The sequence below is a fragment of the Rhizobium sp. R635 genome, assembly GCF_002211285.1.
Lineage (GTDB): Bacteria > Pseudomonadota > Alphaproteobacteria > Rhizobiales > Rhizobiaceae > Rhizobium.
The window spans coordinates 26,651-44,598 of record NZ_LOKX01000005.1; the positions used below are offsets into that span (position 1 = coordinate 26,651).

General features: G+C 61.5%; 21 protein-coding genes. 14 read left to right on the plus strand and 7 right to left on the minus strand.

Annotated elements, in window-relative coordinates; genetic code table 11:
• Positions 1–4 precede the first annotated feature (4 nt).
• Together ATY78_RS06060 and ATY78_RS06065 are read left to right on the plus strand one after the other, a co-directional pair.
• Complete coding sequence (locus ATY78_RS06060) at positions 5–1,717, plus strand: GH32 C-terminal domain-containing protein (protein ID WP_088681579.1); 1,713 nt, start codon at positions 5–7, stop codon at positions 1,715–1,717.
• Between the two features lie 118 nt (positions 1,718–1,835).
• Positions 1,836–2,363 carry a sigma-70 family RNA polymerase sigma factor gene (locus ATY78_RS06065; RefSeq protein WP_088681580.1) on the plus strand — a complete coding sequence of 176 codons (528 nt, stop codon included), beginning with the start codon at positions 1,836–1,838 and terminating at the stop codon, positions 2,361–2,363.
• Positions 2,364–2,441: 78 nt separating this feature from the next.
• Here ATY78_RS06065 and ATY78_RS28480 read toward each other — a convergent pair whose 3' ends face one another.
• The 3 genes from ATY78_RS28480 to ATY78_RS06070 form a co-directional block, all read right to left on the minus strand.
• On the minus strand, positions 2,442–2,612 hold the full coding sequence (locus tag ATY78_RS28480; RefSeq protein ID WP_190237403.1) for a hypothetical protein: 171 nt from the start codon (positions 2,610–2,612) through the stop codon (positions 2,442–2,444).
• On the minus strand, positions 2,612–2,764 hold the full coding sequence (locus ATY78_RS28485) for a hypothetical protein (RefSeq protein WP_190237404.1): 153 nt from the start codon (positions 2,762–2,764) through the stop codon (positions 2,612–2,614). Before ATY78_RS28485 ends, ATY78_RS28480 begins: the two co-directional genes overlap by 1 nt.
• Before the next feature lie 64 nt (positions 2,765–2,828).
• On the minus strand, positions 2,829–3,614 hold the full coding sequence (locus ATY78_RS06070; RefSeq protein WP_088681440.1) for a Crp/Fnr family transcriptional regulator: 786 nt from the start codon (positions 3,612–3,614) through the stop codon (positions 2,829–2,831).
• 275 nt (positions 3,615–3,889) lie between these two features.
• Between ATY78_RS06070 and ATY78_RS06075 the strand changes: the two genes are divergently transcribed.
• Complete coding sequence (locus ATY78_RS06075) at positions 3,890–4,609, plus strand: Crp/Fnr family transcriptional regulator (protein ID WP_088681581.1); 720 nt, start codon at positions 3,890–3,892, stop codon at positions 4,607–4,609.
• Between the two features lie 25 nt (positions 4,610–4,634).
• On the opposite strand, the gene ATY78_RS06080 is transcribed toward ATY78_RS06075, so the two are convergent.
• Positions 4,635–4,910 carry a hypothetical protein gene (locus ATY78_RS06080; protein ID WP_088681441.1) on the minus strand — a complete coding sequence of 92 codons (276 nt, stop codon included), beginning with the start codon at positions 4,908–4,910 and terminating at the stop codon, positions 4,635–4,637.
• A gap of 100 nt (positions 4,911–5,010) precedes the next feature.
• Entirely contained in the window at positions 5,011–5,382 is a 372-nt protein-coding gene (locus ATY78_RS06085; RefSeq protein ID WP_088681442.1) for a hypothetical protein, read from the minus strand.
• Between the two features lie 286 nt (positions 5,383–5,668).
• Here ATY78_RS06085 and ATY78_RS06090 point away from each other — a divergent pair, with 286 nt between their 5' ends.
• The 3 genes from ATY78_RS06090 (at position 5,669) to ATY78_RS06100 (ending at position 6,624) form a co-directional block, all read left to right on the plus strand.
• Complete coding sequence (locus tag ATY78_RS06090; protein ID WP_088681443.1) at positions 5,669–5,962, plus strand: hypothetical protein; 294 nt, start codon at positions 5,669–5,671, stop codon at positions 5,960–5,962.
• Positions 5,955–6,254, plus strand: coding sequence for a hypothetical protein (locus tag ATY78_RS06095; protein ID WP_088681444.1), 300 nt, complete (start codon positions 5,955–5,957; stop codon positions 6,252–6,254). Before ATY78_RS06090 ends, ATY78_RS06095 begins: the two co-directional genes overlap by 8 nt.
• Positions 6,255–6,384: 130 nt before the next feature.
• Positions 6,385–6,624 (plus strand): hypothetical protein, encoded by a 240-nt coding sequence (locus ATY78_RS06100; protein WP_088681445.1) that lies wholly within the window; start codon positions 6,385–6,387, stop codon positions 6,622–6,624.
• On the opposite strand, the gene ATY78_RS06105 is transcribed toward ATY78_RS06100, so the two are convergent.
• Complete coding sequence (locus ATY78_RS06105) at positions 6,608–7,348, minus strand: Crp/Fnr family transcriptional regulator (protein WP_088681582.1); 741 nt, start codon at positions 7,346–7,348, stop codon at positions 6,608–6,610. The two genes, ATY78_RS06100 and ATY78_RS06105, sit on opposite strands and share 17 nt — an antisense overlap.
• 208 nt (positions 7,349–7,556) lie before the next feature.
• Complete coding sequence (locus tag ATY78_RS06110) at positions 7,557–8,930, minus strand: PAS domain S-box protein (RefSeq protein WP_088681446.1); 1,374 nt, start codon at positions 8,928–8,930, stop codon at positions 7,557–7,559.
• Positions 8,931–9,147: 217 nt separating this feature from the next.
• Here ATY78_RS06110 and ATY78_RS06115 point away from each other — a divergent pair, with 217 nt between their 5' ends.
• The 8 genes from ATY78_RS06115 (at position 9,148) to ATY78_RS06150 (ending at position 17,915) form a co-directional block, all read left to right on the plus strand.
• On the plus strand, positions 9,148–9,915 hold the full coding sequence (locus ATY78_RS06115; RefSeq protein ID WP_088681447.1) for a Crp/Fnr family transcriptional regulator: 768 nt from the start codon (positions 9,148–9,150) through the stop codon (positions 9,913–9,915).
• A 109-nt stretch (positions 9,916–10,024) separates the two neighbouring features.
• Positions 10,025–10,783 (plus strand): FadR/GntR family transcriptional regulator, encoded by a 759-nt coding sequence (locus ATY78_RS06120; protein ID WP_088681448.1) that lies wholly within the window; start codon positions 10,025–10,027, stop codon positions 10,781–10,783.
• Between the two features lie 24 nt (positions 10,784–10,807).
• Positions 10,808–11,782 (plus strand): sialic acid TRAP transporter substrate-binding protein SiaP, encoded by a 975-nt coding sequence (locus ATY78_RS06125; protein WP_088681449.1) that lies wholly within the window; start codon positions 10,808–10,810, stop codon positions 11,780–11,782.
• A gap of 182 nt (positions 11,783–11,964) precedes the next feature.
• On the plus strand, positions 11,965–12,537 hold the full coding sequence (locus ATY78_RS06130) for a TRAP transporter small permease (RefSeq protein ID WP_088681450.1): 573 nt from the start codon (positions 11,965–11,967) through the stop codon (positions 12,535–12,537).
• Positions 12,538–12,541: 4 nt separating this feature from the next.
• Positions 12,542–13,948 carry a TRAP transporter large permease gene (locus tag ATY78_RS06135; protein WP_088681451.1) on the plus strand — a complete coding sequence of 469 codons (1,407 nt, stop codon included), beginning with the start codon at positions 12,542–12,544 and terminating at the stop codon, positions 13,946–13,948.
• A gap of 10 nt (positions 13,949–13,958) precedes the next feature.
• Positions 13,959–14,993, plus strand: a complete 1,035-nt coding sequence (locus tag ATY78_RS06140) for an L-idonate 5-dehydrogenase (RefSeq protein WP_088681452.1) — start codon at positions 13,959–13,961, stop codon at positions 14,991–14,993.
• Between the two features lie 327 nt (positions 14,994–15,320).
• Positions 15,321–16,583 (plus strand): hypothetical protein, encoded by a 1,263-nt coding sequence (locus ATY78_RS06145; protein ID WP_088681453.1) that lies wholly within the window; start codon positions 15,321–15,323, stop codon positions 16,581–16,583.
• Positions 16,584–16,649: 66 nt separating this feature from the next.
• Complete coding sequence (locus tag ATY78_RS06150; RefSeq protein ID WP_088681454.1) at positions 16,650–17,915, plus strand: hypothetical protein; 1,266 nt, start codon at positions 16,650–16,652, stop codon at positions 17,913–17,915.
• Positions 17,916–17,948: the final 33 nt, after the last annotated feature.

Below are 17,948 nucleotides of genomic sequence, written 5' to 3' on the forward strand. Positions count from 1 at the left end.
ATTGATGACAAGCCAAGCGATGTCTCCGTCCGATGAAGGCGGGCTGGAGACGATCAGCGCCGTCCTGCCGGCGGGAACCACGGTCCATGCCTGGATCAAGGCCCTGCATGGCGGCGCGCCGGGAAGGCTGACCGCATATGTCGATGGTGATCCGGCCGGTGCTGTCGAAACGTCAAATCCCGATGAATTCGAGTTCCGGGTACTGACGCTGGAAAGCGGCGGAGAAGCCGCCTTCTCCTACGACCCCATGACGGCAGACGTCTCGGTTCTCTATGCCTTCCGGCAATCCCGCGTTCTCGATGAGGGCATCCGGCTGCTGCATGTCAGGCCTTCCAATGCCGCGCCCGAGACTGCCGGCAGCTATCATTTCCGCCCGCCTTTCGGCTGGATGAACGATCCCAACGGGTTCGGAAGGTTCGGCGGCAGGGCGCACCTGTTCTACCAGCACTATCCCCATAGTCTTCGGTGGAACAACATGCATTGGGGGCATACGGTCTCGGACGATTATCTCCGCTGGACCCATCTTCCGATCTTTCTTCCGCCTTCGGACGAGATCGCCGCGCGGGCCGATGGGCGCGGCGGCGCGTTTTCCGGCTCGGCGATCCCCCTCGATGGCGCCGGCATTCGCATCTTTTTCACCGAGCATATGAAGGACCGGGAACCGGAGGAACAGGTTCAGTTCACGGCCACCAGCCGCGACCTCGTCAACGTCGAACCCGCAAGCCTGATCCTGCCCGCGCGACCCGCGGGCCTCGGCCTGACGACAGACTTCCGCGATCCCTATGTCTTCTTAGGCCCGGACGGAAAATGGATGATGCTGCTCGGCACGCGGGACCGCGACGGCGGCGTCATCCTGCTTTACGAAACGGACGATCCGGCTGCGGCGGCGGGATGGACCTTCCTCGGCATGCTCCATCGCGAGAACCGCTTCGGCATGACGGCGGCGGAGTGCCCCTGCCTGGTGCCTCTCGACGGTCCCGCAAACGATCCGTCAACCCGCTGGGCCCTGATCTTCGGTCTTCTCACCAGCCGCGACCCGGCAACCGGCCGGCGCAACATGACGCTTGCGACCGTCGGGCGCTTCGATGGCCGCAGCTTCTCTGTAGAATTCGAACAGGAGCTGGATTTCGGCACCGACGCCTACGCCTTTCAGGCCTTCGTCGATGATAGCGGCCCGGTCGGCATCGCATGGCTCGCGAATTGGACCGATGTCTCCAAGGAGATCGACATGGCCACGGCGATGACGCTGCCGCGCCTGATGGCATTGCACGAGGGGGCGCTGATCACGCCGCCGATCGCCGGCGTGGAAAGCCTGCGGCAGCGCCGGCTGGATGCCGATGGCCTTCTGGACGGCCGGGCCGTCGATCTCGCCAACGGCGCCGTCGAAATCCTGCTCACCCTCAAGGAGCCGGGCAAGGCGTTCCGCCTGCCGTTCCAACATCCGGAGGCGACGGTCGAGGTCTTGTTGAACGACGAGGGCCTGAGCATTCCCTTTTCGGTGGCGAATGCCAAGGTGTCGCCGCGCTACATCGCCGCCGGAGCGCGCCCGTCGACCATCCGGATATTCCTCGATGCAGGCTCGATCGAGGTCTTCGCCGACGATGGCCGCTGGACCGGGACCAAGCGGCTGCCCGGCTTCAGCGGCGTAAGCGCGGTGCGTCTCATCGCACCCGAGGGGAATGTGCTTTCCGCCGAAATCTGGCAACTCGGTCTTTGATCTGCCCGGGAGCCCGCTCCGCGGCATCTTCCGATCGATGAAAGCGGCGCATTTGTCCGGAACCGTACAGCAACGAATAGAGCGGCTGGAACTTTCCTTCTCATCCGAGGAGAGAAAAATCATGTCCTTGTCTTCAGTACGCCCTGCGACGCACAGCAAAAAACCCTCCGCAATCGAGTCCGAGATCGTCGACCTGACGCCTGCCCTGCGCGCCTTTGCCCGAAGGTTCCTGCGCAACAATGATGACATCGACGATCTCGTGCAGGAGACCTTGCTGAAGGCATTGAACTCGCTTCATCTCTATCATCCCGGCACCTCCCTCAAATCATGGCTCTTCACTATCCTGCGCAACAGCTTCTGCAGCAATTACCGCCGCCAGAAGCGAGAGCCGACCGGTATCGACACGGCGATGGAACAGATCGCCACCGCGCCGACACAGGAATGGGCGCTGAGAGAACGCGAGCTGCAGCGGGCGCTGAAGCTTCTTTCCGAGGACCGGCGCCGGGCGCTCACGCTGGTTGCCGCCGGCACGAGTTACGAGGAGGCCGCCAAAATATGCGGCTGCCGGATCGGCACGCTGAAAAGCCGCGTCAACCGCGCCCGCGAATCCCTGCAGACGCTGCTCGGAAACCAACTCATCGATTGATTCCGCCACCCTTGCTGAAACAGTTCCCGGCATTGTCAGCCCACCTCGGCAAGTTGATCGGGGATTGGACGATCATGCTCACATCCGGATCATGAAACCGTAGACGAGGATCGCGACATAAAGCAGGAAGGCAACGGCAGAAACCGTTACGATCAGGGTGACGGCGATCTGCAGGCCGTTGAGACGGCTGCGCCGCTGTCCAGCGCTTAAGTGGTTCGCCGATACCGAACTGTCTTTGCGCTGTTCCATCAGGGGTTCGCTTCCCTCGACAAGGGCGCGGATCGATCGCCTCCCGTACCCGAACTCGACGAAATCGCGGCGCCGAGCGCGATCACAAGCCCGACCGCCACGATGGCTCCGATATAAATCATGAAGGCGCGACGTTCTGCTGCCTGAGTCATCCTTGCCTCCTTCTTTCGGGCACCGAACCAGGCGACAGGCGGAATGTTCCAGGCGGACCGTGCATCAGAGGGCCGTGCGTCCTTTCGGAGACACAAAGGACGCTCCAGCACTTTCGATCCTCACATCGCGCCTGGATTTCCTCAGAGGACCGATCAGCCGCTCATATTCCTCCTCCGCTTTGCCATAAGCGTCGGAAGCGAATTCCTCCAGCCCGGCGCGATTCCTGACGATCACCATGCCACGGAGGGAGCGGATGAAATGCTTGCCTTCGAGCACGTGCAGCGACGTCGTGACGCTTGGGCGCCGCACGGCGAGCATCAGGGCGATGAACTCGTGCGTCAAAGCAAGCCTGTCGCCATCGATCCTGTCGTGGCACATCAGGATCCAGCGGGCGAGCCTCTCATTGATCTCGTGGACCGCATTGGAAAGCGCGGTGAAACCGGCCTGGGTCGCGAGCACGTGAACGCATCTGTTCAGCAGGCCGGCAAAGGCCGGCTGTGTTCTCATCAGATCCGACAGCGCGGCCTGAGGCAGCCGGTAAGCGAAACCCGGCACCTGGACGGTGACTTCGGAGATGCTAATCCCAGCATCGATCGCCGCGGCGGTCGGCGCAAAACCATCGCGGCCGAACAATCCCGCCTCGACGCGATTGCCCTCCGGCGAGACGTTGATGACCGAGCCTATCCCCGAACACGGAAAATAGACATGCTCGATCGGCGCATCGGCATGGACGATCATGAAACCACGCGGGATGGCGCAGGGTTCGAGACGGCGAACGACGGCCTCGTACACTTCCTCCGGCAAGAGCGCCAGCAGGCGATTTTCCCTGGGCTGCGTCGTATCTGCCAATATACGCCCTCCGCGGGTTGGGGTTCGCTATAGCGAACTTCCGGAACTGCTTTTGGTTCCCTCTATAGGCCGCAGGCAGGGGCGCTGTTTTCCGTAGCGCATCGCTTTGCCGAGAGGACGCACGACGCTCTGAGAGCGCTAGCGCTAGCGGCCATTGGCGGGTATGGTCCGCGCCCGCCGGTCTGTACGCTATTGCACAATGTATTGCTCAATGATTCTAGATGGTTAGGTTCGCCCGCAGCGAGGATCGCATCATCCTTGATGCGCGGATGGACATGGATAATCAGGAATTGAACTTTCGGAATGAACTTTTGCGCGCCATGGGGCCGCAGGAGCGGGAACTTCTGCTGCCGCATCTGGAGCCCGTCGATCTCGAGGTGCCATTGATCCTTGAAATGGAGAACAGCCCGGTCGGCGACGTCTATGTTCTCGAATCAGGGCTTGCCTCGATCGTGGCGAGATTTCCGGGCGGGCGCGATATCGAAGTGGGCATCGTCGGCCGCGAGGGCATGACGGGTGCCGCGGTCATCCTGGGCGGCAATCAGTCCGCAAACCGGACGTTCATGCAGGTCTCCGGCCATGGCTTCAAATTGCCGGCGGCGGTGCTTTCCGCCGCCATGGAGGAAAGCCGCCCCTTACGCAGCCTGCTTCTCGCCTATGTCCAGGCGCTGCTCGCGCAGACGACGTCGACGGTTCTCGCCAACGGTCACGCTAAGCTCGAGGAGCGGCTGGCGCGATGGCTGCTGATGGTCCATGACCGAACCGACGGCGCGACCATCTGGCTGACCCATGAGTTTCTCGCCGTGATGCTCGGCGTGCGCCGCGCCGGCGTCACGGTCGCGCTGCATCTGCTCGAAGGCAAGGGCCTGATTCGCTCCACGCGGCGGCAGATCGTCATCCTCAACAGGCGGGGATTGATCGAAGAGGCGCATGGATCTTATGGAGCGGCCGAGGAGGAATACCGGCGGCTGATCGGCAAGGATCTCGCGCGCTGAGAGCTGACATCGTTCATCCGATGGTTTAGCGGCGGGCCGCTTCGCTCGGCGACTGAACGCTATCGGCCGCAACCGGAGAAGACACCTTTTGCGTCAATGCCATAAGGCCGAGAGACAGTAGCTTGTCTTCCTCCGTCACCCCCTGGCGATAGAGCCTGATCAGCACCGCCGCGATCTCCTGCATCGCAGATGAGCACTTCGGCTTGCCGGCCTCACGGCAGATTACGTCCAAAACGGCCTGGAGACGGAGGAGATCGGCCGAGTCGAGCGTAGTCAGATGAATGGACTGAGAATCGAGCATGGCGTCTTCCCTGGCCCAGGGTTTTTCATCATGCTCTGAATATGGGGCTTGATTGAGGTCAAAACAGCATCGGCGAGCCAACTGTACGAAAGCGAACATCTCAGTGATAATATGATGGGTCCCGCCCGAACAAGGCAGCGATCATCGCCTCGATATCGGAAGGGCGCCCGCTGAGGACGAAACCGCCGGGGGGCGTTTCGTGCCGCTCGTCATGGGCAAAGACGAAAGGGATTCGCCGCGTCTCCAGCCATTCGTTCAACCAGAGCATCGCCTCGTCCGATATCGTCACGTCGATGATCACCGCATCGAACATAAGGCCCTTGCTCAGGCACTCCATCGCGCAGGAAACGACGATCGGGCCCGCAAGCAGCGCTTGACGCGCGACAAATGCGGCCCTGGCATCCTTCGACAGAAAGCCGGCCCCACCGATGATGAGGATCGTCTTGCCGGCCAGCGGGCTGAGCGATTTCATACGAACGATTTCATGGCGGACGCCTGTGATAATTCCGATTTCACGATGATCATGCTGTTTAACGGCGGTTCAAACATCGGGCGGTCAGCACCTTCACCGTGCCTACCATATTCATGCCTGTCACGCGATGTTCATTGCGTGGTGACTGCCGAACCCGATGCAGCCGCCGTGGTTCCCCTCGGTGCCTGGGATCGAGCAGCCTGACCTGATCCGTACGCTTCCGCACCAGCGGTTGAAATCGAAGACCCGAAGTTTAGGATCGCCTGATATAAAGGGAGGAGGGCCGATGATCCATCATTCGGGAATCACTAAACCGGGACTGCAACCCGATGACGTGGCGATGCTGACGGCGGTCCTTCGGGCATGGTGCCAGGAAAAATCATGCGGGATCGCCAGTCCGCAGGCGCAGCACGTCGCCAGGGAACTCGTATCCTGGTTCGAATGCGGCATTCGCGACAAACACAGGCTCACCGGCCTGATGCGGCACATGCATCTGGATCTGAAAACCCTGCCGGCCGCGGCGAATGCGCCGCCTTTGCCGGCCCCGCAGGCGAAAGCCGTGGCGTGCCACCATGGATAGGAGCCCGCACGGCGCTCCCGTGACGTCCGCCTGCTCCGGCCTCGGTTTCGCGGATCGGCAGATCGTCCTGCGGCAGATCGTCGACGATCTCCGCAATCTCCGCGAAGGCGTCCCGGACGACGCCTTCGATCAATATCAGGCCCTTGATCGTCTCCTTCCCATGATCAGCGCTTCGATCATACCGATATCGAGGGCGGACGACGAATATTGGGAAAATATTCTTATGGAACTTCTGGATCTTCGCGCCGCTATGATACGTCTTCGAACCGGCGCCGCCGAAACCTCCCATTGATGGACACGCCTGGCCGCGACGGCGGCGGGAACAACGATGATATTGTTGCTGTTTTGAAGGAGTAGAGGTTCTTTTTCCGAGGAACAGAACCACGAGTTATGGCATTCATTCTGCAAGGCTGAGGCGCCTGATGCCAAGGTTTTATTTCAACGTCGTTTCAAATGCCGGCATGGTCATCGATCTCGAAGGTTCGGACCTGGCGACGATCGAGGACGCCAGGCGGGAAGCCGTGCAGGATGCGAGAGCGCTGATGAGCCAGGCGGTGCTTTCGGGAAGAGATATCTCGGCGAGAAAGATCCACATCTGCGACGAGCGGGGAACCGTCCTCCTGATCGTGGCCTTCACCGATACGATCAGGCGCGCCGACTGATCAGGCGCCGGACCTTGAGGCCGATCAGGCGCTCGTATTCCCGCTCCGGAATGCCGTAGCTGCCGGCGGCGATCTCTTCCAGCCGCCCCCTGTCGAGAATCCGGACATTGGCCCGCGTCGATTTGATCACGCGCAGCCCTTCGATGACGTGCAGCTCGTTGGTGACGCCCGAGCGGCGCACGCCGAGCATCAGCGCCAGAAATTCATGCGTCAGCGGCAGGTCGTTGCCATCGAGCCGGTCATGGCACATCAACAGCCAGCGGGCGAGCCGCTCATGCATGTTGTAGCGCCCGTTGGCGAGCGCCGAATGGGCAAGCTGTATGTCGCAGCAATGCACATAATTGAGGAACAGATCGTTGACGGCCGGAAATTCCACCAGCATCCGCTTGAACGTCCGGACGGGAACCTGAAAGCCTGTTCCCGAGACCTGCATGAAGGTCCGGTTGGGCGTCTTGTCCGTCTTCAGGACGACGTGCGATCCCGCCATGCCTTCGAACCCGATATGCCCGACCTCGACGGCTTCGTCTTCTGCATTCGCCGCCACCATCGATGCCAGGCCACTCTCGATGAAACAGACATGTTCATTCGGCTCGTCGGCTTCGACGAGCACATGTTTGACCGGCAGCGGGATGAGCTCGGCATCAGCGATGATCATGTCGAAGGCATCGGCAGGAAGGGCCTTCAACAGCAGGTTACGAATATCGCGCTGACGCGGTGCGACCATGACCGTCTCCTGCGGGAGGGAGCCCGCGCTCATACCGACAGTCTTCGTGATCACGGTAGTCATCAGCTTATGCGCCAAAACGGTATGCATAGCCATATTTGTGAGAGGTTTTGTGCGGTTTTGACAAAACCGGGGAGGAGGGCTTGGAAGGGATCATCGTGGAGATTCAAGGGGATGAGGGCCGCGCGGCACACCCTTCAGAAGTCCATCATCCCTCCCTTGGCAGCCGAATCACGAACCCTGTGCCGGGGTGCCGGTTCTCGATATGCATCTCGGCTTTCAACTGCTGCACCAGCGCGCCGACGATCTTCATGCCGAGGCTTTTTCCCTCATTCCCGGAGGCCGATAACTCAGGCGGCAGGCCTTTGCCGTCGTCGGCGACTTCGAGGCGGATCTCGGCGCCGATGCTGCGGGCGCTGACGGTGACGGCGCCTGCCGCATCGGGATAGGCGTGCTTGAAGGCGTTCGTCACCAGCTCGTTGACGAGAAGGGCGATCTGGATGGCGCGGTCGGCGTCGATCATGCAGGGATCGGCGTCGACGGAGAGCCTGTGGCCGGAGACCGACTGCTGCAGGCGCTGGCAGAGGCTCGACAGGAAATCCGCCAGATCGACCGTTTCGATATGCGGCTGACGCCACAATTGGTCATGCACCTCGGCAATGGTTCCGACACGCGCCTCGGCATCGCGAAGCGCCCGGCAGACCTCTTCCCGCCCGGCCGAACGAGCCTGCATGGCAAGCATGGCCGCGACCAGCGCCAGGCTGTTTTTGACGCGGTGGCTCATCTCGCGCAACATGATCTGCTGGAGTTCGTCGGCGAAATGACGCTCGGTATCGTCCCGCAGCACCTTGAGATAGCCGGCGCGCTGGGCGCGCAGCGGCATGGTCAATCCGCTGCCCCAGAATGTCGATCCGTCCTTACGCAGGTGAAACCGCTCGTTCTCAGCGCGGCCGCGCTCGAGCGCCGCCTCCATCTCGCGTTCCAGCGCGCCTCCGTCGCGATCTTCCTCGACGAATAGAATGCGCGCATCGCGCTTGAGGATCTCGTCTTCCTCATAACCGAAGATCCGGCAGGCGCCGGTATTCCAGCTGATGATCAAACCGTCGCGGTCGAAGGCGAAGATCGCATAGTCGATAGCGCTTTTGAGAATGAGTTGAAGACGCTCTTCGCTGGCGCGCAGGGCTTCGTCCTGATGAAGCGTCTGCGTGCGGTCGCGAACGATTTTCATCAGGCCGTAGATCTCGCCGGCATCGTTGCGAAGCGGCATCATCAGCCCCGAAGCCCAGAACGAGCCGCCATCCTTCCTGACATGCCAGCGGTTGTCGCCGGCGCGGCCGGCAGCGAGCGCAAGCCTGATCTCCTTGAGCAGCGTCCCCGCAAGCTGATCCTCGAACGTAAAGAGGATGGCGCTGTTCTGGCCGACGATTTCGGCTGAGGAATAGCCGAAAAGGTTCTCCGCACCGGCGCTCCAGGTCACGATGGCGCCGTCGAGATCCATCGCGACGATGGCATAATCCTGCGCGCTCTCGACGATGTGCCGGTAGATTTCCGTCTCATCGTTCGGAAGGGGATATTGGTCCATGCCAGCCCGCTCCAGGAATTGCCGCCGATCAACATTAGCACTTGCTACAGTAATTTCCCGCGCTGTGCGCTTGCGTACAAAACCCGGTCGCGGAACCTTCCGCCGGGCATGCGAGTTTAGGTCGGAGCGCCCTGCGAGTATACGGCCCGAGCGGACTTCCTGGCGCCGGCGGCTGGGACACGGAGCCGTGCTCTTGCCAGATGGAGCGGGCAAGGCCATGCGACCTTTCGAAAGCGAAAACCTCATTCTGTGCCAGCTCGCCGATCCGGAGTTTCTGGCGCTCGAGCGCATATGGGAGCCGCTCATTCTCCCGCGCGCTTTCGAACTCGTGCATTTCGGCATGCCGGTCAGCCACTATTATTTCCTGGAGAACGGCATCGCTTCCATGGTGGCGACGAGCCCGGAGGGCAGGAAGGCCGAGATCGGCGTGCTCGGCCGGGACGGCATGTCGCCGCCTGCGTTCACCGTGGATGCGGAGCGGTTTTCGTTCGACGTGATGATGCAGATCGGCGGCCATGGACATCGCGTGGAAGCCGGCGCCCTGACGGGCTTCCTGGCCGAGCGGCCCGCCATCCGCCGGCTGCTTTCGCATTCCCTTCACACCTTCTTCAAGCAGGTCGCCAACACCGCGCTTTCCAACGCCGTTCACAAGATCGACGTCCGCCTGGCGAAATGGATCCTGATGTGCCACGACCGGCTGGAAGGCGAGGAGATCGAAATCACCCACGAATATATGGCGACGATGCTCGGCGTGCGGCGCTCCAGCGTCACCGACGCCCTGCATGTGCTGGAAGGCGAACATCTCATCTATTCCACTCGCGGCCTGGTGGTCATCCGCAACCGGACTTCCCTCGAAGCCTTCGCGGCCGATGCCTATGACGTCCCCGGCATAACGGGGCGCGACTGGTCGCGGACCGGCCGTCATGCTCTCGCCATGATCCGCCCGCCGGCCCAACGGCGGCAGGCCTCGGCCTCTCCTGTCTGAGTTTCATGCGGCGCATTGACGCACAACCCGCGCGGTGATATCCATGGCTCAATTGGTCAGGCCAGTTGACCAGATGCGCGCTTGAGGAGAAGCCGCCGGGGAGGCCAGAATGTTTTCGCCCGTTGAATCGCGCCGCCTCTACAGGCAGGTGGCGGATCAGATTCGTTCGATGATATCAGGCGGCGAGCTCGTCGTCGGCCAGAAGCTGCCGGCCGAGCGGGAGCTTGCGGATCAACTATCCGTGTCGCGCCCGACCGTGCGCGAGGCGCTGATCGTTCTCGAAGTCGAGGGCCTCGTCAACATCCGCATGGGCTCCGGCATCTATGTGGTGCGCCGGCACGCCGTCAGCATGGCGGCGAGCGAAAGCGAGCCGGTGGAGGGGCCTTTCGAACTGCTGCAGGCGCGCGCCATCATCGAATGCGCCATCGCCGAGGAAGCCGCGACCCGGGCAAGGCCGGAAGATATCGCCGTGCTCGACGAAGCGCTGACGCGCATGAGCGGCGGCGTCAACGATGCCGCGACCGTGCTCGCCGCCGACCGCGCCTTCCACACCGGCATTGCCGCCATTGTCGGCAATGCGACGCTGATCCGCGTGACGGGTGAGATGTTCGACATGCGCATGACCCCTTATTTCGCCAAGCTCGCCAGCCATTTCGAGGGGCCGACGACATGGCGCAGCGCCGTGGACGAGCACCGGGCCATCCGCGATGCGATCGCATCAGGCGACGCGGCAGGCGCGAAGGCTGCGATGCGCAGCCATCTCACCCTATCGCAGAAGAGATTTTCCGAGAGCTTCGGGGAGGAGTTTTCGGGAGAGGAGGAGCGCGGCCGCGACAAGGCGGCCGCGAAAGGAGCCATCAAGACTTAAACCCGAGCTCGGGAGGAGAGAGCAATGAAGATGAGACTGGCAACGATACTTTGCACCGCAGCCGCGATCATGGCGACGACGGCGGTCGCGCACGCCCAGACGGTGTTGAAATGGGCGCATGTCTATGAAACCTCGGAGCCCTTCCACACGGATTCCGTCTGGGCCGCGGAAGAGATCGCCAAGCGCACCGACGGGCGCTACAAGATCGAGGTCTATCCGGCCTCGCAGCTCGGCAAGGAAGCCGACATCAACCAGGGCCTCAAGCTCGGCACGGTCGACATCATCATCTCGGGATCGAGCTTTGCCGCGCGCGAATACAAGCCGATCGGCGTCACCTACTTCCCCTATATCTTCCGCAACCCCGATCACCTGATCGCCTATACGAAGAGCGACGTCTTCAAACGTCTCGCCAAGGGCTATGAGGACAAGTCCGGCAACCACATCGCCGCCGTCAGCTATTACGGCACGCGCCATACGACCTCGAACAAGCCGATCGCCAAATGCGCCGACATGCAGGGCCTGAAGATCCGCGTGCCCGACGTCCCGGCCTATCTCGCCATGCCGCGCGCCTGCGGCGCCAACACGACGCCGATCGCCTTCGCCGAAGTCTATCTCGCTCTGCAGAACGGCACGGTCGAGGCGCAGGAAAACCCGCTGACGACGATCGAGGCGAAGAAGTTCTACGAAGTCCAGAAGAACATCATCCTCACCGGCCACATCGTCGATCACCTGAACACGGTGATCTCGAAGACGCGCTGGGCGAGCCTTTCCGACGAGGACAAGAAGATCTTCGGCGAAGTGATGCAGGAGGCCGCCGAGCGCACGACCAAGACGATCGCCGGCAAGGAAAACAGCCTCGTCACCACCTTCAAGGAAAAGGGCATCAACGTCACCGAAGTCGATAAAGCAGACTTCGAAAAGACCGTGATGGAAAAGGTCAAGTTCGAGTACTTCGGCTACGAGAAGGCGGATTGGGAAGCGATCCGGGCGATTCAGTAGGAGCCACGGGGCGCGGCGTTTCGGCGTCGCGTCCTCTAGATTGCTGGCAAAGACCGCCAACCTCTCTTTCGTCATCCTCGGCCTTGTGCCGAGGATGACGAAAGAGAGGAGCGAGCTCAGCAGTACAAAAAGGCGCCGCCACACGCCGCGCCTTCCTTCTCCCAACCGGAACAAGGCCGATCATGTCGCAAGAAATTCACACGCCAATCACGGCCGAGGAAATCGGTCACGAATTCGAAGGGCATGCGCCGACGGCGAACGTCGCGGATTATGCCGTCGAGGACTGGATCACGCTGATCGTCTTCTGGCTGATGGCGGGCTGCGTCTTCCTGCAGTTCTTCACGCGTTATGTGCTGAACGACAGCTATGCCTGGACGGAGGAGATCGCCATCAACTGCCTGATCGGCGTCGTCTTCCTCGGTTCCGCCATGTGCGTGCGCATGTCGCGGCATATCCAGGTTGACGTCTTCTATCACTATATGCCGGCGGGGCTGGCGCGCGTGCTCGCCACCTTCGTCGATATCGTCCGCATCGGCTTCTTCGCCTATGGCTGCTACTTGATGTGGCGCTACGTCGAGATCGTCGCCGACGAGCAGATGGTCACCGTCGAACTGCCGCGCAACATCGTCTTCTACTCCGTTCTCGTCGCCTTCGTGCTGATGCTGATCCGCGCGGTCATCGTCTTCATCGCCAATATGCGCCGCGGCTATTCCGTTCTGGAGCGGCCCGAAGAATTCCAGACTGTGGAAGGGTGATCCGATGCTGCTGCTTCTTGGTTCGTTTCTGGTTCTGATGCTGATCGGCGTGCCCGTCGCCATCTCGATGGCCGTCGCATCCGTGCTCTATATCGTGCTTTACGGCGTCGCGCCCGATATCATCGTCGCCCAGCGCATGATCGCCGGCGTCGAAAGCTTTCCACTGCTCGCCGTGCCCTTCTTCATCCTGGCGGGCAACCTGATGAATTCCGCCGGCGTCACCGGCCGCATCTATTCCTTCGCCGTCGCCCTCGTCGGCTGGATGAAGGGCGGGCTGGCGCAGGTCAACATCATCGGCTCGGTCATCTTCTCCGGCATGTCCGGCACCGCACTCGCCGATGCCGCCGGCATCGGCACGATCGAGATCAAGGCGATGAAGGATCACGGCTATCCGGTCGAGGCGGCGGTCGGCGTCACGGCAGCCTCGGCCACCCTCGGGCCGATCTTCCCGCCGTCCCTGCCTTTCGTCATCTACGGCATGATGGCGAACGTCTCGATCGGCGCTCTCTTCATGGCCGGCATCGTGCCCGGCGTCGTCATGACGCTGCTGATGATGATCACCGTCGCCGCCTTCGCCTACAAGAAGCGCTGGGGCTCCGACGCGCCCTTCGACGTGCGCCAGCTGCTGTCGGCGGGGATGGAAATCGTCGTCGTCCTGATGGTGCCTGTCGCGATCTATCTGATGATGCGCGCCGGACTTTCGATGAATGCCGCGGCAGGTATTGCGCTCCTCGTGCTTCTGGCGCTCGACTGGTATTTCAGCTTTTCCGCCGTCATGGCGCTGATGACCCCGGTCATCCTGATCGGCGGCATGACGATGGGCTGGTTCACGCCGACGGAGGCCGCCGTCGCCGCCGTGCTCTGGTCGCTGTTCCTCGGCCTCGTGCGCTACCGCACGATGACGCTTTCGACGCTCGCCAAGGCAAGCTTCGATACGATCGAGACGACGGCGTCGGTGCTCTTCATCGTCACGGCGGCTTCCGTCTTCGCGTGGCTGCTGACGGTGAGCCAGGCCGCGCAGCTGCTCTCCGATGCGATCCTGTCGATCACCGACAACAAATGGGTCTTCCTGATCCTGGTGAACCTCCTGATGCTCTTCGTCGGCTGCTTCCTGGATACGATCGCCGCGATCACCATCCTCGTGCCGATCCTTCTGCCCATCGTCGCGAGGTTCGGCATCGATCCGGTTCAGTTCGGCCTCATCATGACGCTGAACCTGATGATCGGCCTGTTGCATCCGCCGCTCGGCATGGTGCTCTTCGTGCTGTCGCGGGTGGCGAAACTGTCGGTCGAACGCACGACCATGGCGATCCTGCCCTGGCTGCTGCCGCTCTTCCTGGCGCTGATCCTGATCACCTTCGTGCCGGCCATATCGCTCTGGCTGCCGGAGCAGGTCGGGCTGTTGAGATAGGAGGGTCAAGATGCAGACGCGTCTGGCACGGCTTTACCAGAAGGGCGACCTCAGGGTCGAAACCGACAGCGTTCCGGCCCCCGGTCCGGGCGAGGTGCTTCTCAAGATGGCGGCCGCAGGCATCTGCGGCTCCGACCTGCATTATTACCAGGATGGCGGTTTCGGGCCGGTCAGGGTGCGCGAGCCGATCATACCGGGCCACGAAGCCTCGGGCACGGTCAGCCAGGCGGGCGAGGGGGTTAACCTCAAAGCCGGCACGCTGGTCGCGGTCAATCCGAGCCAGCCCTGCGGCCATTGCGAATATTGCGGCAAGGGTCTGCCGATCCACTGCCTCGACATGCGCTTCATGGGCAGCGCGATGCGCCTGCCGCATGAGCAGGGCATGTTCCGGGAATGGCTGGTCGTGCCGGCCAGGCAATGTTTCGAAGTCGGAGCCGCGACGACGGCCGCGGAAGCGGCCTGCAGCGAGCCGCTGTCCGTCTGCCTGCATGCGGCATCGCGCGCCGGCGAGATATCCGGCAAACGCGTCCTCGTCACCGGCGCCGGCCCGATCGGCTGCCTGATGGTTGCCGCCGCCCGCCATCATGGCGCGGCCGAGATCGTCGTGACCGACCTTGCCGATGCGGCGCTGCAAAGAGCCAGGGCGATGGGCGCCAGCCGCACCATCAATGTTTCCGAAGGGACTGCCGCACTTGCCGAATTCGAGAAGGGCAAAGGCTATTTCGATCTCGTCTTCGAATGCTCGGCCGCAGCCCCCGCCATCCGCAGCGCGATTGCGGCGATCCGGCCGCGCGGCACGATCGTCCAGGTCGGCGTCACCGGCGAGATCCCGATCCCGCTCAACGCCATCGTCGGCAAGGAGCTGCAGATCCACGGCACACAGCGCTTCCACGAGGAATTCGCCACCGCCGTCGCGCTGATCGCGAGCCGCAAGATCGACGTCCGCCCGATCATCAGCCACAGCCTGCCGCTGGAAGAGGCGAACACAGCCTTCGCCCTTGCGGGCGACCGCACGGCGGCCTGTAAGGTGCAGCTTACGTTTTAGCCTGTTGCCAACTCGGCCACCAGGGACGAAGGCTGCTCTTCCGGCGCCGATGGCTCAGCACCTCTGAAGCTCGCTTTAGGCGATCGGCCTCATCGAATGGAACAAGGCGATCCAAGCCCCTGCCTTGCAACGAGTCCGACTGAGAGAACAGCCACCGATCATACATGCCTCCGTGGAGCGATCACGTAACATCTACCAATGCGAGCAGATTTCAAAATGTATATCTTTTGATTGCATTTTATAAATTTCTTTCAGCCGCTGTTAGAGGAATCGGCGCCATCATCGCGTGTATTGCTTGTAATTACTCCTAAAACTAGTGAGTAGGCGATGGCGACCACCTTTCAGTTTGCCCTTGGCTCAGCCTTGAGTGGCGTGCCTTGGAATTCCACCGGCCAGGCGCTTCTGCAGGATGGAATGCAGGGCGCTAACGGCACCTCGCTATTCTTCGCGGCACAAAACGCAGTTGCCGCTTTGGTCAAAGTGCTCAACAGCGGGGAGATCGATTGGAGCCAAGGTAGCGACGAGAACAACAACCCCACCTGGAACGCGTGCCTGCAAACTGGGCTTTTTACGCTCGGGATCACCCTCGTGGCCGCGGCCGATTCCGATATTTTGGGCGGCAATACCTTGCCCCCGGTCTTTAGTTGGCAAGGTAACGACTACAATGTCGTCGGTACTTTCACCGGCACCGTGACCATCAACGATACTTCGGTCTGGATGATCCAGGTTCCCGTAGGCCTTGCGTCGACGGTCGCAGTTACGGCTCTCGCAAGCTACGCCTGGGCAGGACTTATCTCTCCTCTCCTCAATGGCTTCTACCAAGGAGTAAAATCCTGCTTTGCTCAAGCCGACGGCATTGCTTCGGCCGAGGATGCCGCAGCGGCGAGCGAAGAAGCGGCGGCCGAAGCTGCCGTCGAGGAAACCGCCGTGGAGGATGCCGTTGTCAGCCTTGAAACCGGCGGCGCGGCCTTCATAGCGATCATCCTCATCGCAGCGATACCACTTCTCCTCGCCGCATTGGACCACACCACATACCATAATCTGCGACTCTATAACCTGACACCCTATCAAGTGGTTTGGCAGACGCCGGCCATCTATGGAAACGAAGCCACGCTGATATCGATGCCGGTTTCCGGCGACGGATCCGGCGCGTGGGATTTCACCGTGCCCCCGCTCGGGTCGGTGTCTCCTCCGGGCGGGGCAAGCATCGACGTTGCGACCGAGGCTGGCTTTGCGTTCGCGAGCACGAGCGGATTTGCAGGTTTCGCCTATGTGCTGCCTATGACGCTCATTGACCCTTCGTCCGGCGCGGTGCTGGCTGAGGCCGCAGCCCTGTTCGATCTTCCATGGGGCGCGCATAACTCGCTGTACGGAAGCTTCGACGAGACAAATCCCGAATATTTGTTTGAGAGATGGGACGGCGCGCTCAAGCAAACCCAATATTCCGTGAACACCGAGATTTCCGGGGCCAGCGTCACGATGACACTGACCTACGACTCCATCTCGGGCGAGCAAACGGCTCCCAACGGCCAGTCGGCCTACCTCTACAATTCCCTGCTCGTCTTTTCGGTCACTTCAGCGAGTTCCTGAACGATCACGCGGCCTCTTCGCGTGCCTATGCCTATTTCTTTGTCCAGCCAAGGGTAGGAGGCCCTCATGAACATCCAGGCTACAACAGTCCAGAATTTCCAGGCCACACTGCTGCCGAGTGCGACCGGGCTGCCGACGTCGACCGGGACTATCCCGGCGGCTTTGCAGCCCCTCCTGCAGACCGGCAATGGGGCGCAGCAGTTTTTCGCGCAGCAGAACTTTGCCGCCAACCTGATAACCGACGTCAATTCGGGCGTCCTCAACTGGATCGCCGATACCGACGACAACGGCAACCCGATGTATTTCACGGCCATACAAGACGGCAACGGAAACTCGATGTACCTGGAGGTCACAACCAGTCAGGCGCCGGCTTCACAGCCGTACACAGCCCCCGATGGCCAAAGTTACGACGTGATCGGAAGTTTCCATGCGACCCTGAGCTGGAACGACGATACGATGTGGGATGTGAACGTTCCCCTCGGCATCACCAGCGGGCTCGGCGCTCTGCTTCTGGAATACTACGCCTGGAGCTCGTTCATCAAGCCTGTGCTTGAGGGAGTGCTGAGCGGCATCAAGAGCCTTTGCTCGGCAGCAAGCGACTGTGTCAGCGCCGGCGACGTCGCGGCAGCTTCGACGGCCGCAGAATCGAGCTCGGAGGTGGTGGGTGAGTCGATCGGAGAGGGCGCCACGATCAGCATGACCGCCGGCGCTTGCTGCTTTGCCGGCGCAGCCTTGTTGATAGCCCTGCCGTTCATTCTCTCGGCGATCGAGCATCCGACCGGCCAGAGTGTCAAGGTTTACAATCTGACCCCCTATACGCTCACCTGGCAGGCCCCATATACCGACGACTGCTCGATGACGCAGTTTCCCGTACTGAGCGACGGCAGCAATAACCCCGACTACACAATCGCCGCGCCATCCGTGATAACACCGCCCGGTGGTCAATCCGTGACGACTTATCACGAGGGTGACTTTGCCTTCCAGAGCACCTCCAATCTCAAAGGGATCTCGTGGGCTATGCAATTCGCATTCACCGATGACCAGAACAATACGCAAGGCACGGCTGCCGTTATGTTCGATTTGCCATTGCTGAAAGCCAATTCGCTTGCCGGGGAATGGACGTCCGGTGAGTTGTCAGCGAACGAACTGCAGGAATGGGCGGAAACGAACTACGGCATCCTCAGTGAGACGCAATTCGCAACCAGCGACACGAACGGCCTCGTCATGACTTTGACGTATAACGCCCTTTCGGGACAACAACCGCTGCCCAGCGATCCCGACGAAGAGGGCTATGTATATGCGTCGGCCATCGTATTCCAGCTGACAAGTTGAGCCGAGCCTTCGGCCCTATCTGAGCACATCATT